14 protein-coding genes are annotated in these 14,625 nt (G+C 38.9%); 13 read left to right on the forward strand and 1 reads right to left on the reverse strand.

The window, feature by feature from the left end:
- Positions 1–301: 301 nt before the first annotated feature.
- The 4 genes from cysM to GGG_RS0108255 all read left to right on the forward strand — a co-directional run bounded on the left by cysM (position 302) and on the right by GGG_RS0108255 (position 6,200).
- Positions 302–1,222, forward strand: coding sequence for a cysteine synthase CysM (cysM, locus tag GGG_RS0108240; protein ID WP_010113771.1), 921 nt, complete (start codon positions 302–304; stop codon positions 1,220–1,222).
- 419 nt (positions 1,223–1,641) lie between these two features.
- The gene (locus GGG_RS0108245) at positions 1,642–2,463 is read left to right on the forward strand and encodes a 3'-5' exonuclease (protein WP_010113773.1); all 822 of its coding nucleotides are present in this window, start codon (positions 1,642–1,644) and stop codon (positions 2,461–2,463) included.
- Between the two features lie 8 nt (positions 2,464–2,471).
- Positions 2,472–3,866, forward strand: a complete 1,395-nt coding sequence (rlmD, locus tag GGG_RS0108250; RefSeq protein WP_010113774.1) for a 23S rRNA (uracil(1939)-C(5))-methyltransferase RlmD — start codon at positions 2,472–2,474, stop codon at positions 3,864–3,866.
- A 27-nt stretch (positions 3,867–3,893) separates the two neighbouring features.
- Positions 3,894–6,200, forward strand: coding sequence for a bifunctional (p)ppGpp synthetase/guanosine-3',5'-bis(diphosphate) 3'-pyrophosphohydrolase (locus GGG_RS0108255; RefSeq protein ID WP_010113776.1), 2,307 nt, complete (start codon positions 3,894–3,896; stop codon positions 6,198–6,200).
- Positions 6,201–6,626: 426 nt separating this feature from the next.
- On the opposite strand, the gene GGG_RS0108260 is transcribed toward GGG_RS0108255, so the two are convergent.
- A complete protein-coding gene (locus GGG_RS0108260; protein WP_010113777.1) occupies positions 6,627–7,403 on the reverse strand; it encodes an SDR family oxidoreductase in 777 nt (258 codons plus the stop codon).
- 104 nt (positions 7,404–7,507) lie between these two features.
- Here GGG_RS0108260 and mazG point away from each other — a divergent pair, with 104 nt between their 5' ends.
- From mazG to yjgA, 9 genes are all read left to right on the forward strand, one after another.
- On the forward strand, positions 7,508–8,272 hold the full coding sequence (gene mazG, locus GGG_RS0108265; RefSeq protein ID WP_010113778.1) for a nucleoside triphosphate pyrophosphohydrolase: 765 nt from the start codon (positions 7,508–7,510) through the stop codon (positions 8,270–8,272).
- A gap of 7 nt (positions 8,273–8,279) precedes the next feature.
- The gene (locus GGG_RS0108270) at positions 8,280–8,774 is read left to right on the forward strand and encodes a ComEA family DNA-binding protein (RefSeq protein WP_010113779.1); all 495 of its coding nucleotides are present in this window, start codon (positions 8,280–8,282) and stop codon (positions 8,772–8,774) included.
- Between the two features lie 150 nt (positions 8,775–8,924).
- On the forward strand, positions 8,925–10,397 hold the full coding sequence (gene pcnB, locus GGG_RS0108275; protein ID WP_010113780.1) for a polynucleotide adenylyltransferase PcnB: 1,473 nt from the start codon (positions 8,925–8,927) through the stop codon (positions 10,395–10,397).
- A complete protein-coding gene (gene folK / locus GGG_RS0108280) occupies positions 10,394–10,879 on the forward strand; it encodes a 2-amino-4-hydroxy-6-hydroxymethyldihydropteridine diphosphokinase (protein WP_010113782.1) in 486 nt (161 codons plus the stop codon). The genes pcnB and folK overlap by 4 nt, the downstream gene beginning before the upstream one ends.
- Positions 10,880–10,923: 44 nt before the next feature.
- Positions 10,924–11,733 carry a 3-methyl-2-oxobutanoate hydroxymethyltransferase gene (panB, locus tag GGG_RS0108285; protein WP_010113783.1) on the forward strand — a complete coding sequence of 270 codons (810 nt, stop codon included), beginning with the start codon at positions 10,924–10,926 and terminating at the stop codon, positions 11,731–11,733.
- A gap of 2 nt (positions 11,734–11,735) precedes the next feature.
- Positions 11,736–12,581 (forward strand): pantoate--beta-alanine ligase, encoded by an 846-nt coding sequence (panC, locus tag GGG_RS0108290; protein WP_010113784.1) that lies wholly within the window; start codon positions 11,736–11,738, stop codon positions 12,579–12,581.
- Between the two features lie 27 nt (positions 12,582–12,608).
- Complete coding sequence (gene rapZ / locus GGG_RS0108295; RefSeq protein ID WP_010113785.1) at positions 12,609–13,460, forward strand: RNase adapter RapZ; 852 nt, start codon at positions 12,609–12,611, stop codon at positions 13,458–13,460.
- Positions 13,457–13,726, forward strand: a complete 270-nt coding sequence (locus GGG_RS0108300) for an HPr family phosphocarrier protein (protein ID WP_010113786.1) — start codon at positions 13,457–13,459, stop codon at positions 13,724–13,726. The genes rapZ and GGG_RS0108300 overlap by 4 nt, the downstream gene beginning before the upstream one ends.
- Before the next feature lie 2 nt (positions 13,727–13,728).
- Complete coding sequence (gene yjgA / locus GGG_RS0108305) at positions 13,729–14,268, forward strand: ribosome biogenesis factor YjgA (protein WP_010113787.1); 540 nt, start codon at positions 13,729–13,731, stop codon at positions 14,266–14,268.
- Positions 14,269–14,625: the final 357 nt, after the last annotated feature.

The raw sequence follows: 14,625 nt of genomic DNA on the forward strand, positions 1-14,625 counted from the left end.
AACTCATTCCCCATGCGAAGGATATTAACATGCTTTATTCATCCCGTATGACAATATGATTAAAAAACTTTGTAGGGGGAATAGTTATGCTTATTTAAAGATAAGGTTATCATTTCTAATGCTAAGTTATTCAACTATGATGCTATCTAATTCATTTTACTGAATTAAACTTTTTCTGTTTCTTTGTTGAGAAATTTCCAAAATCGACGGGTTTGAGCATTGTTCGCTAAATGAACTTGAAAGATGTGCAGTCAGCCACTTTTTTTCATACAATACGTCCACCTCAATATAGGTGCAATTCATGAGTAATACACAACCTGATTTCTTAGCCGATGATTTTTTATTAGACCATTATGTAGGAAAAACGCCTTTAGTGCGTTTACAGCGTTTGGCAAGTCATACTCAAGCAACAGTATTGGCAAAACTAGAAGGTAATAATCCTGCTGGTTCTGTAAAAGACCGTCCTGCATATAATATGATCATGAAAGCTGAACAACGTGGTCAGATTAAACCAGGCGATACTTTGATTGAAGCGACAAGTGGAAATACAGGAATTGCATTGGCAATGGTTGCAGCCATGCGTGGCTATAAAATGAAGCTCATCATGCCGGGAAATTCAAGCCAAGAACGTAAAGATGCGATGCGTGCTTATGGTGCTGAATTGATTGAAGCTCCCAATATGGAATCCGCTCGTGATATGGCTTTGCAAATGCAGGCTGAAGGTCAAGGTTTGGTATTAAATCAGTTTGGTAATCCTGATAATGTTGAAGCACATTATTTAACCACTGGCCCTGAAATTTGGCAGCAAACAGGCGGTAAAATCACTCATTTCGTCAGTGCTATGGGTACAACTGGTACGATTATGGGGATTTCTAAATATTTAAAAGAACAAAATCCTGAGATTCAAATCGTAGGTTTACAACCTTCTGAGGGTTCGAATATTGCAGGAATCCGCCGTTGGCCACAAGAATATTTACCGACGATTTTTGATCCTAAACGTGTGGATCGTATTATGGATATTCCTCAAATTGAAGCTGAAAAAACGGCACGTCGTTTAGCACGTCAAGAGGGAATTAGTGCAGGAACATCCTCAGGTGGTGCGGTTTGGGCATCGATTAAACTGGCTGAGGAAAATCCAGATGCTGTGATCGTTTGTATCGTTTGCGATCGTGGTGATCGTTATTTATCGACTGGATTGTTCTCTGTGGATGATGATGAGTGATTTGTCCTTAGTATGATATGTTTAGGGTATTTAAAAATTAAAATGATTTGAGCAGTGGCTGAGTCTTATATCTAAAGTTTATATTTCAGTATAAGCCTTCGGCTCGACCTACTTTTGTTTCGGCAAAATGAGAAGCGGAGCTTCGTAAGAAAACCACCTTGCGGAGCATTGCTCCTCACCGCAAAACTCGTTCACGACCATCTTTTGATTAATTTATCGCAAAAACATTATTTTTTAAAATTAGTCCTGTCTCAAACATGTTGCGGATGACGGTTACGCGTATCAACTTTTAATATGAAGCAAAATGCTCAAATCTCTGAGAAAAACTACTGCGTAACATCCGTAATTCAAATAGAATATTGCTTCCAAGTAATGAATTGCTTCATGATGGCAAACTGATTATTGAGTAAAACAATTTTATGCGCCTTCCTGTTTTAGTGTTCGATATTGAAACCCTGACTGATCTTAAATCAGGGGCGCATTTATATGGTTTAGATTTGCCTGAAGCTGATTTGGAGCAAGCTTTGGCAAAATTGCGCCGCCAAGAATCGGGCATGGATTTTCAACGCCTCGCTTTGCATGAAATTGTATGTATCTCAGGCTTATGGCTCGATGAAAATGGTTCAATGAAACTGTTTTCATTCAGTCGTGAGCATTATTCAGAAGCTGAAATTTTACAAAAGTTTTTATCTATTTTTGATAAACGTCATCCAACCTTAGTGAGTTGGAATGGTTCACAATTTGATATTCCTGTGATCTTATTCCGTGCCATGTATCATGGACTTTCTGCACCAAGTTTGTTCGATCAGGGTGAGATTGATACGCAAAAAAGGTATAATAACTATCAGAACCGTTACCACACTCGTCATGTTGATTTGATGGATGTGATGGCAATGTTCAACGGAAGACATTTTCAGAAGTTGGATGATGCTGCTCATTTACTGGGTTATCCCGGTAAGCGTGGTATTTCAGGTTATTTTGTTCCTGAATATGTGAAAACTCAGCAATGGTTGGCACTCACCAGTTATTGCGAAGGTGATGTGCTAAATACTTGGTTGATTTATTTAAGATGGTCTTTGCTCAAAGGGCAAATTTCATTGAATGATCATCAACTTTGGATTCAAGCGACCATTCACTATTTGCAGGGGCAGCCGCAACAGCAAGAGTTTTTGGATGTTTGGCGTGAAACTTCACAACGGACAGATTTTACTGCTTCAGATTTTTCTTCTCTTCCCAATTAGGTATTCCTTTGAAACATAGAGCTAAACCTCGTCCATCTCAGCTTGCTCAGTATATTTTTAAAGTTGAGCGATTGTCACACGAAGGGCGAGGGATTGCACACTATGGTACGGATACTGATCATCCAAGTGATAAAGACGGTAAGAAAGTTTTTATTCGTTATGCATTGCCGGGTGAAACGGTTAAAGCACAGATTACCCGTCAAGTTTCTAAGCTTGAAGAGGCGGATAGTATTGCGTTAATTAGTGAGCCAAATCCAAATCGTGTAGAACCTTTTTGCCCTCATTTTGGAATATGTGGTGGTTGCAATATGCAGCATATTCACCCAGATGAGCAAATCCGTTTAAAACAAGAGGTTTTAAAATCACATTTGAGTCATTTTGCGGGTTTAGAACCTGTGCAATGGCTTGAACCGATTCGTTCGCAGCAAACGGATTACCGTCATAAAGCTCGAATCGGTGTGCGCTATTTACCGAAGCAAAATAAGTTGTTGATGGGTTTTCGTGAAGCGCAGAGCAATCATTTAACTGAAATCCAAAGTTGCGATATTTTGGCTGAGGCGTTGAATCAAGCCTTACCTGAGTTAAAAGTATTACTCGAAAGTCTAAAAGGCAAACATGCCATTGGTCATATAGAATTAGCCAAAGGTGATCAAGAAATTTCGCTTTTAATTCGTCATACTGAAAAATTAAAAGCGCATGATGTCAACCTATTGCAACAATATGCGTTACAGAAGCAGTGGCAGTTATATTTGCAACCATTTGGTGTGGAAAGTTTACATCGTGTGGACGATGCTGAAGCACCGATGCATTTACATTACCGTTTAAATGATTTTGATGTTGAGTTTGCGTTTAATCCCACAGATTTTACTCAAGTGAATCCAACAGTAAATCAGCAAATGGTTAAACTGGCATGTGATTTGCTAGATTTACAACAAGGTGAACGTGTTCTGGATCTGTTTTGTGGACTGGGTAATTTTTCACTTCCGCTCGCCAAACGAGTGGGTGCAACAGGTAAAGTGGTTGCAGTGGAAGGGAGTGAGGAAATGGCTAAGCGCGGTACACAAAATGCACTGAACAATCGTTTAACCAATGTTAAATTTTATTCACAAGATTTAACAAAAGACTTTTCACATTATTCTTGGGCAAATCAAGGATTTGATGCATTATTGATTGATCCTCCAAGAGCAGGTGCTGAACAAGTTATGCATTATGTGCCAAAATTTGGTGCAAAAAGAATCGTTTATGTGTCGTGTAATCCTGCGACCCTAGCTAGAGATGCTGGAATTTTGGTACAACATGGGTATCAGTTAATAAAAGCAGGTGTGATGGATATGTTTACCCATACGGGTCATGTTGAATCCATTGCATTGTTTGAAAAGAAATTAGAGATAAACGATTTATAATGAAGTATAGAGTTAGAGGAGAAGGGTATGGTCACAGTTCGTGAACAGCTTCCAGATCAACTCAGTGAGTTATCAGACGAAGCGACTGTAGAGCATGCCGATGAAGCGCAACAGGCTCTAGCGACATGGCTAGACCGCGTGCGTGGAATTTTAGACGGTGCTGAATTAATACAGTTAGAAGAAGTCGCGCAATTAGTATTACAAAAAGAATTAGCGACAACAGTCAATCATCGAACCAATACCTTTGCAACAGGGATTGGGATGGCGGATATTTTGGCACATTTACATGTCGATGAAGACACGCTGGCAGCAGCGGTGCTTTACCGTAGTGTACGTGAAGGCTTAACCACTTTAGATGAAATTCAAAAACAGTTCGGTGAGCAAGTCTACAACCTCGTCAAAGGTACTTTGGCGATGGGTAAACTTTCTGAATTGATTGAAAAAAATAAGCGCTTAGAGGATCATTTTAATAATAATCAACGGGAACATTTGACCGGGATCTATAAGATGCTGATTTCGGTCACAGAAGATGTTCGTGTTGTATTGATTAAACTGGCTGAACGTACTTTTGCACTACGTGAATTGGCGCATTCTCCAAAAGAGCGTCAGGAACGTGTTGCACGAGAAATTTTGACCATCTATTCTCCGTTGGCGCATCGTCTAGGGATTGCTCAATTAAAATGGGAGCTAGAAGATCTTGCTTTCCGTTATTTAGCACCTGAGCGCTATAAAGAAATTGCTTCTCTACTCAATGAAAAGCGTTTAGAGCGTGAACAGTATATTCAGTTTGTTGTTGATCGTTTAAAACATGAACTGGCTGAGCATGATATTGACGCTGAAATTTCAGGTCGGGTAAAACATATTTATTCGATTTATCGCAAAATGAAGAGTAAGAGTCTGAGTTTTGATCAGCTTTATGATATTCGTGCATTACGAGTATTGGTGAAATCTGTATCCGAGTGTTATCACGCTTTGGGTATCGTACATCAGATTTGGCGACACATTCCGCATCAGTTTGATGATTATATTACCAATCCAAAAGCCAATGGTTATCGTTCTTTACATACGGCTGTGATTGCAGAAAACAAATCTTTGGAAATTCAAATCCGTACCAAAGAGATGCACAATGAGGCTGAGTTGGGTGTGTGTTCACACTTCAATTACAAAGAAGGGTCTAAGACCACAGATTACTCATTTAACCATCGTTTGCATTCATTACGTGCTGTACTTGAACATTATCAAGAACGTACTGAAACCAGTGCGCATGCCAATGATGATGAGCCTGAGAATTTTGAACAGATTCAAGATTTTGAAGGCTTTGAGAAAATTTATGTGTTCAGTCGTGATGGTGATATTAAAGAATTACCACGTGGCTCGACAGTGCTTGATTTTGCTTATCATGTACATACCGAAGTTGGAAACAAGTGCTATGCGGCACGTGTGAATCAACGTTATGTGCCATTAACCTATACCTTGAAAACAGGTGAGCAGGTTGAGATTTTAACCAAAAAAGATCGTGAACCGAACCGTGATTGGTTGGTGAATTCTTTAGGTTATATCAAAACTGCTCGTGCTCGCGATAAGTTACGTCATTGGTTTAGACAACAAGATCGGAGTAAGAACTTAGAAGTTGGGCGTGAAATTCTCAATAAAGAACTTTCACGTTTAGCGATTCATCCAAAAAGTATTGATTTAAGTGATTATTGCAATCATTTCAATGTTAAAACGGGTGATGACATTCTAGTTTCATTGGTGAGTGGTGACATTAGTCTTCATGCCTTGATCAATCAAGTCAATCGCCATATGCATTTGGATCAAGATGAGCCTGAGTTGGTGTTAAAGCCGACGCTGAACCCACGTGCGAGTCATACGTTATCTGCTCATGGTATTTTGATTGATGGTTTAGATAATGTTGAATTGCATATTGCTCAATGCTGTCAGCCTGTTCATGGTGAATCCATCGCAGGCTATATCACTTTAAATCGTGGTGTGAGTATTCATAAAGTTGCATGTCCAGATTATCTTCGGATGATTAAGTTGGAGCCTGATCGTGCTGTAGAAGCGGATTGGGAGATGCAACCTACACGTGGTCAAAGTGTACAGATTGTTGTTGAAGCTTATGATCGCCGTGGTTTATTGAAAGATTTAACTCAAGTGATTTTCTCTGATCAAATTAATATTCGCCAAGTGAATACAATTTCTGAAGCAGATGGTATTGCCAATATGAAATTGTTGATTGAAGTGAAAGGTTTGGCGCAACTTTCTCGACTCTTGGCAAGATTAGAACAACAGCCGGGTATTATTAGTGCACGACGTTTGGTTCAAGGAAACTAAATGTTGAATAAAAAAACCTGCTAAATGCAGGTTTTTTATTGTCTTAATTGGTTTGAATTAATTCATGGAAATGCGCAGGCTTGATGTGTATTCAACGTTGAAATTCAAGATGCTAATCTAAGTAACCTGAACTCGAGATAAGTATGTTTCCTACTATACGATACGCGGAAACGTCAGTCGCATTGTTTGAGGCCGGGCTACATTTGCAATGTACTGTTTTTGCAATACATTTGGTACTTGATAGTATCTGTCGAGTTGGCGACTGACAAATGGTTTTGCCTACTTTTCCCGAAAGAAAAGTAGGTCGAACCGAAGGTTAATTCTTGTATCTGACTTTAAATGGTAATACTCCGTTGTGCCTGATCTATCTTTTCAATAACTTACATCAAAGTTTATCCCGAACTGACGTTAAGTTAACTCAAAAGCTTATTTTCTTTTGGTGAGTACTATATTGCCCAAACGATTGAGAAATTGTGGGCTAATATTTGAAAGCTGAAACATGATTTTGCTTTTTAACCCTACAGGGGTATGTGTGGCTGTAAGAATCGTGCCTTTGGCTTTAGCTAAAGCGAAAATTTGATTCGCAACATCTTGAGCACTTAAATGTACTCCAATATTTTTGATACTTCCTGCATCCATATCTTTAACCATTGCCGTTTGCACAAATAGTGGCATGACATCGAGTACACGAATACCGTATTTTTGCCATTCAATATCTAAGCCTTCTGTAATACCTCGGACAGCAAATTTACTGGCTGAATAAGACACCAAGTCTGCTTGTCCATAAATCGCTGATGCAGACGATAAATTAATGACACGTGCAAATTTTGCTTTTTTCAGGTAGGGAAGTGCGGCATGGCAACCATTCAAAACACCGTTGACATTAATGTTGATGGTTCGGTGATGAGCAGTAATATCTGTTTTTTCAAAGTCACCTGAATAGAGAATGCCTGCATTATTAACCAAAATATTAAGTTCACCAGCCCATGTGACAAAGTCTTGTAAAGCTGTTTGCCATTGATCGTATTGACTGACATCTAATTGTCCAGCTTTAGCATTAGAACCCAATTGGTCAGCTAAGGTTTGAGCTTGATCTGCATTGATATCATAAATACCAACTTTATAACCTTGTTGGTAGAATAGACGAGCAATTGCGGCACCTATCCCTTGTGCAGCACCACTAATGAAGATACTTTGACTCATTTAATTTCCCTTGTTTTTGTTATTACATGCAGCGAGTTGAACATAAAATGTGCGTGAGAACAAGGGCTGATAAGTCATTTGTTATTGATATTAAAGGACATAAAATGGAACAGTTATTGGCGATTATGAAGCAACTCCGTACCGAGTGTCCTTGGGATCGTGAACAAACACCTGAAAGTTTAACGCAATATGCAATTGAAGAAGCGTATGAAGTAGAAGAAGCAGTTCGTTCAGGCGACTTAGATGAAGTGAAGAATGAATTGGGCGATTTGTTGTTACAGGTGGTGTTTCAATCACAAATGTACAGTGAACAGGGGGCTTTTGATTTTTCAGATGTTGTTGATGCGATTTGTCAGAAATTAATTCGCCGTCATCCTCACGTTTTTCAAAAAGATCAATTTGAAAATTTAAGCCCTGAGCAAGTTTCTTTATTATGGAAAGACATTAAACAACAAGAAAAACAGGGAAAACCTCGATCTCGTTTAGATAAAGTAAAACATGGGCCTGCATTAAACCAAGCGGAAGACATTCAAAAAAATGCAGCGAAGGTTGGTTTTGATTTTCCTGATGTTGCGCAAGCTTATGAAAAAGTGAAGGAAGAGCTATCTGAATTTGAAGAAGCGATGCAATTGGAAAAATCCGATGAAATAATTGATGAATTTGGTGATTGTTTATTTTCATTAATCAATGTTGGGCGTAAACTAGGTATCTCAAGTGAAATGGCGCTACTCGGAACAGTTCATAAATTTAAATCACGCTTTGCTTATATTGAAGATCAAATTAATTTAAAAAATAAAAGATTAGAAGATGTTAGTTTGCAAGAAATGGATCAACTTTGGGATCAAGCAAAGCAAAAATTAAAACACTAGGGTATTCATGATTTTTGCAGAATTAAAAATTATTCAATCAGTAATTAAATTAGTAAAACTACATAATGTTTCTTTTTATACAATACTTTTGCTTTCATTGTTGAGTTTGTCGTTAACCGCACAAGCTCAGCAATTTGATCAAAATTACTTGAAATGGAAAGCGAATCAACAAGAGCAAGATGCTCGGCTGAATAAACAATCGAGCAAACAGAATGAAAATTATTATTTGTCACGTCCTTCAGTTACGAGCCCCAATAAAACCCAAACAAATAAAACCCAAACCAATAAATTAGCGGGTGCTGCTATAACAAACAAGGTGAGTATTAACGCTGCAAGTATTGAACAGTTACAACAGCTCAATGGTGCAGGGCCAAAGAAAGCCCAAGCAATCATTGATTATAGAAATCAAAATGGACAATTTAAAACTATTGAAGATTTACAAAAGGTGAAAGGAATTGGTGTGAAGTTTATTGAAAAAAATCGTTCGATGCTGAGTCTATAACTTTTTTATCAGGTTTGATTCAGCCGAAAATTGCGATAAGCAGCTAAATTTCAAAATAAGATCACGAGAATCAAATTGCCCTTTAGCTGTGTAAGCGATATCATTAGCACAATTATGATTTTTACGTCCTGACGTAGGAGACAGTGTCTTTTGCAAACTTTGCGTGCGTCAAAGAGTGGATTATCCACCGCCCAATTACCTTCTTCCATTTTAGATGTTATTGATTCACTCACCAAAGCTGGCTATCAGGCATATATAGTCGGTGGTGGTGTGCGTGATTTAATGCTTGGTCTCAACCCTAAAGACTTCGATGCAGTCACCGATGCAACACCTTCTCAAATTAAGGAAGTGTTTGGTCGCCGTTGTCGGATTATTGGACGACGCTTTGAATTGGCTCATGTCTATTCAGGCCGAGAGTTAATTGAAGTTGCAACTTTCCGAGCGCCACCCAAAAAAGCGATTACTTCTGCTCAGGGAATGATTTTACGTGATAATAATTGGGGAACGATTGAGGAAGATTTTTCTCGTCGAGATTTCTCGATTAATGCAATGTATTATCAACCACGTAAAGGTGAAGTGCTAGATTTTTGCAATGCTATTGATGATATAAAAAATAAAACATTGCGCTTGCTGGGTGATCCAAGCTTACGTTTTGAAGAAGATCCTGTACGGATGTTACGTACTTTACGTTTTGCGGCAAAATTAAATTTCAGTATTGATCCTAAAATTTTAGAAATCTTTACTGAAGATATGACGCAATTATTAAGAGATGTTTCTCCACATCGTCTTTATGATGAATCGCAAAAACTGTTCACGATGGGACATTTGCACCGTGTTATGCCAATGTTGATTGAATTTGGTGTATGGAAGCAATTATTTGCAGATATTGACACTGAAATCACACCATTCATTGAACGAGCTGCGAAAAATACGGATCAACGCATCCAAATAGGTAAAACCATTAACCCTGCATTTTTCTATGCGGTGTTGTTATGGAATAATTTTTTGGCACGTTGTGATGTTTATCATGCAAAGGGTGTTGTTGCCGCTGAAGCACGTGCTCAAGCAGGTTTAGACGTTTTAAAACGCCAAGCGACACGAACCATTATTCCACGTTTTGCTGAAACCTTTATTCGTGAAGTTTGGGAAATGCAAAGTCGTTTGCTGAATCCAAAACCACAACAAATTGAAGCTCTTTCAGGGCATGCGCGGTTCCGTGCAGGTTTTGACTTCTTATTGCTGAGAGAAAAGTCAGGTGATACGTCAACCAATGGCATGGGTGCTTGGTGGGAAGCTTATCAAGACATGTCTGCGGATGAAAAAGAACGTGCCATTAGTGTTTATAATCGTCAACGTGCCAAAGGTCGTCGTAAAGTTGCAGAGCCTGCTGTAGAAGAAAAAGCAAGTTCAGCGCAGATTGAACCATTGGTGAAAGAACAAGAAACACGTAGTCGCCGTACTCGTAATAAACCGACTTCTCATAATTCATCGAGTGATTCTCGTAGTAGAAATGATTTCAAATCCGCTGCAAATACGGGTGAAATCAATGCGGACCATCCAATTACTAAACGTAGACGTGTACAACGTGATCTTAGTAAAGTGATTTTTGGACCAACGCAATGATGACGAAAGCCTATATTGGTTTAGGCAGTAATTTAGGTGACTCTGAACAAATTTTACGTGAAGCTGTAGCAAAGCTCCGAACCTTAGGGGCTGTTGCTGTTTCAAAACTGTATCGGAGTCCACCAATGGGACCGCAAGATCAACCGAATTATTATAATGCTGTTGCAGAACTAAGCACTCATTTAGAGCCATTAGCATTGTTAGATGAGTTGCAACGTATTGAAAATGAAGCAGGTCGTGTGCGTTTACGCCGTTGGGGTGAAAGAACTTTAGATTTAGATCTTTTGCTTTATGCTGAAAAAAACATTATAAATGAGCGACTCACAGTACCGCATATAGGTATTTTAGAGCGTGATTTTGTGGTGATCCCTTTATTAGATCTCGATCCTACACTTCAAGTGAAAGGGCAGTCATTGCAAAGTTTAGATCTCGTGCAACATTCAACACTCAGCGCTCTTGCAGATCAGACTTGGGCTGATTGATTTTTTGAATATGCCAGAACTCTTATCGATAGAGGAATATCGTCATGATTAGTCTAAGTGATTTAAGACAGTTTAAAGCTCAGAACCGTAAATTTTCATGTCTAACTTGCTATGATGCAAGTATGGCAAAAGGTATGGAAGTTGCTGAAATTGATACTATTTTAATTGGCGATTCTTTGGGGATGACCATTCAAGGGCATGATTCTACCTTGCCTGTGACTGTAGCTGATATGGCATATCATACCGCTGCGGTGCGTCGTGCAAATCAGCATTCATTTATCTTTTGTGACTTACCTTTTATGAGTTATGCAACGCTCAATGATGCGTTGTCAAATTCTAAAATTGTGATGCAAGCTGGCGCTCAAATGATTAAAATTGAGGGTGGTGCTTGGTTGGCTGAAACTGTTCAGGTGCTGACACGAAATGGTATTCCTGTGTGTGTACACTTGGGCTTAACGCCACAATCTGTTCATGTATTTGGTGGTTATAAACTTCAAGCCAAAACACGTGAAGCAGCAGATCAGCTGATTGCTGACTGTAAAGCCGTTGTCGAAGCTGGTGCAGCAGTGCTTCTGTTAGAGTGTGTACCTGCACAATTAGGTAAAGAAATTACTGAATTGTTCCCACATGTACCTGTGATTGGTATTGGTGCAGGTGTGGAAACCGATGGTCAAGTTCTCGTTGTACAAGATATGCTTGGATTGACCTTCGGTAAAGTGGCACGTTTTGTCCGTAATTTTATGAAAGAACAAGCAGGTGAAACTGCTATTGTTGACGCATTTAAGGCATATCATGTTGCTGTGCAAGATCAATCATTCCCTGCACAAGAACATACTTTCCAAGTCGAGCTGTAAACATGAAAACAGAAACTACCATTCAAGGATTAACAGCATCGCTTAGTCCTGCTCGATCATCACGTAAAAGTATTGGATTTATTCCGACGATGGGTAATCTTCATCAAGGACATTTAAATCTGGTTCGTGAGGCACGTAAGCTATGTGATGTTGTGGTGGTCAGTATTTTCGTGAATCCAATTCAATTTGGACCGAATGAAGACTTTGATAATTATCCTCGTACTTTGGAGCAGGATAGTCATCTTTTGGCTGAAGTCGGTTGTGATATTGTTTTTGCACCTTCTGTTGAGCAAATGTATGGTAAACACACACGTTTAACCAATATCAGCGTTAGCGATATCACCAATGACCTATGCGGTTTACAGCGTCCTGGACACTTTGATGGTGTTGCAGTTGTGGTGACCAAACTATTTAATATCGTTCAACCAAATTTTGCATTCTTTGGGCAAAAAGATTATCAACAATTGGCTGTGATTAAACAGTTGGTTCGTGATTTGAATATGCCAATCGAAGTGATTGGTGTCCCAATTGCACGTGCAGAAGATGGTTTGGCTTTAAGCTCTCGTAATGGTTATTTATCAGAGCAAGAGCGTCAAACAGCGCCTGTGATTTATCAGTCTTTAAAAACTGCGGAACATGATTTATTGGCAGGTCAGGTTTTATCAAATGTGCTGAGTCAAATTCGGACACGTTTGACTGAGGCTGGTTTGGTTGTAGATTATGTAGAAGCTCGTAGCCCAATGTTACAAAAGGTTGATCAGTTTGACCAAGATGTTGTATTGTTTGTTGCAGCAAAATTAGGCAAAACACGCTTAATTGATAATTTGCAGATTAAACTTCCTGCTTAAACCTTTGCTTTTTAGGATCGCCATGCCATGAAGCGCATACTTATCGTGACAGGACAATCTGGTTCAGGTAAATCGTCTGCTTTGCAGGTGCTTGAAGATCTGGGTTATTACTGTATAGATAATCTGCCTTTGGCATTGCTTCCTGAAATCGTTGAAAAATTAGATAAAGAAAATAATTTAGAGTTACTTGCACTGGGGATTGATGTTCGTAGTGCAAAAGAAGATTTACATGGTTTTGATGATGTTTTTCAACAGTTGCAAAAACATGGTAGCGTAGACGTTATTTATTTGACGACGCGAGATCAGGAACTGATTTCTCGTTTTAGTGCTTCAAGACGTCCGCATCCTTTATCTAGTCGTTTTCAAAGTTTGAATGAATGCATACAAGAAGAAAAAAATTTATTGCTTCCTATTCAACTGAGAGCAACGGCACATATTGATACAACAGATAAAAGTGTACATGATTTAAAGGATACCTTATTGTCCAAATTGGGACAGTCCGATAAACTCATTTTAATTTTACAGTCTTTTGGTTATAAACATGGTATTCCATTAGACGCAGATTTCGTTTTTGATGTCAGACATTTGCCTAATCCACATTGGGATTTAGAGTTGCGTAAGTTTTCAGGTTTGGATGAGCCTGTACGCAAATTTTTAGAAGCCAGTGATCAAGCAAATGAGATGTATCAAGACATCTATCAGTTTTTAAATAAGTGGTTGCCTGCTTTTGCAGAAGGTCATCGTCATTATATTACGGTGTCTATCGGCTGTACGGGTGGTCAACATCGTTCGGTTTATATCGTGGATAGGTTGAAGAAGGCTTTAGAGTCTCAATGGCCTATTCAGGTATTACATAGAGAAATGAAGCACTGGTCATGATTGACACAACTGTTGACGTAATTAATAAATTAGGATTACATGCGCGTGCATCTGGAAAACTAATCGAAGTCACGACTAAATTTAAATGTTCTATTCAAATTGGTAAGGGCGATAAATTAGTCGATGCCAAGAATATCCTTTCTTTACTTATGCTTGGAGCTGGTAAGGGAACCACCTTGCGTCTAGTGGTTGATGGTCCTGATGAAGAAAAAGCTTCATCTGAAGTCCTTGCACTATTCGCAGATAAATTTTACGAGGCAGAATAATCGTGGCACGTCGTCCGCAACGTTTTACTGAAGATGATTTTGATTCTTTAGAAGGGCGTGCAAGTAAAACCGAACAGAAGAAAGCTGTGCAACGCATGGCTGCTTTAGGTGAGCAACTCGCTGAGTTGTCAAAGAAACAAATTGAAGCTTTACCTGTTGAAGAGCGTTTGATTGAAGCATTGCTTGATGTTCAGTTAATTACGTCTTTTGAAGCACGTCGCCGTCAGTTTCAGCGTATTGGTAAATTATTGCGTAATGAAGATGAGGCTGTCATTTTGTCTTATCTTACACCTAAGCAAGGTATTAAGAAGTTGGCACAACTCGATCGTTGGGTTGATCGTATGATTGAACAGCGTGACCCTGCGATTAAAGAGTTTTGTAAGTCTTATAATGCAGCAGAAAGTCATTCTCTACGTCAGCATGTGTTGCGTATTCATCGTGATATTGCCAAAGAGGTATCTGCTGAAGAGTTGGCTGCTTCTAAATTAAAGTTATTGAATTATGCACAGCAAGTGGCTTTGATTTCTGACAATTCGAAGTAATTGATTCTGTAATGATAAGAACGACCTAAATAGGTCGTTTTTTTATTTTAACCTCTTCCTGACTCTCTCCTTGGAAAGGAGAGGGAATGTAATTTAACGTCAGTTCGAGATAAACTCTGATGTACGTTATTGAAAAGATAGATCAGGCATAGCAGAGTCTTACCGTTTAAAGTCAGATATAAGGATTAACCTTCGGTTCGACCTACTTTTCTTTCGGGAAAAGTAGGCAAAACCATTTGTCAGTCGCCAACTCGACAGATACCATCATGTATCTAATATTTTGCAAAAACAGTATATTGCAGATGTAGTCCTGCCTCGAACAATGCGACTGACGTTTCCGTGTATCATATAGTTGGG

Origin of the sequence: Acinetobacter sp. P8-3-8 (assembly GCF_000214135.1) — a bacterium.
In the GTDB taxonomy this organism is placed as follows: Bacteria; Pseudomonadota; Gammaproteobacteria; order Pseudomonadales; family Moraxellaceae; genus Acinetobacter.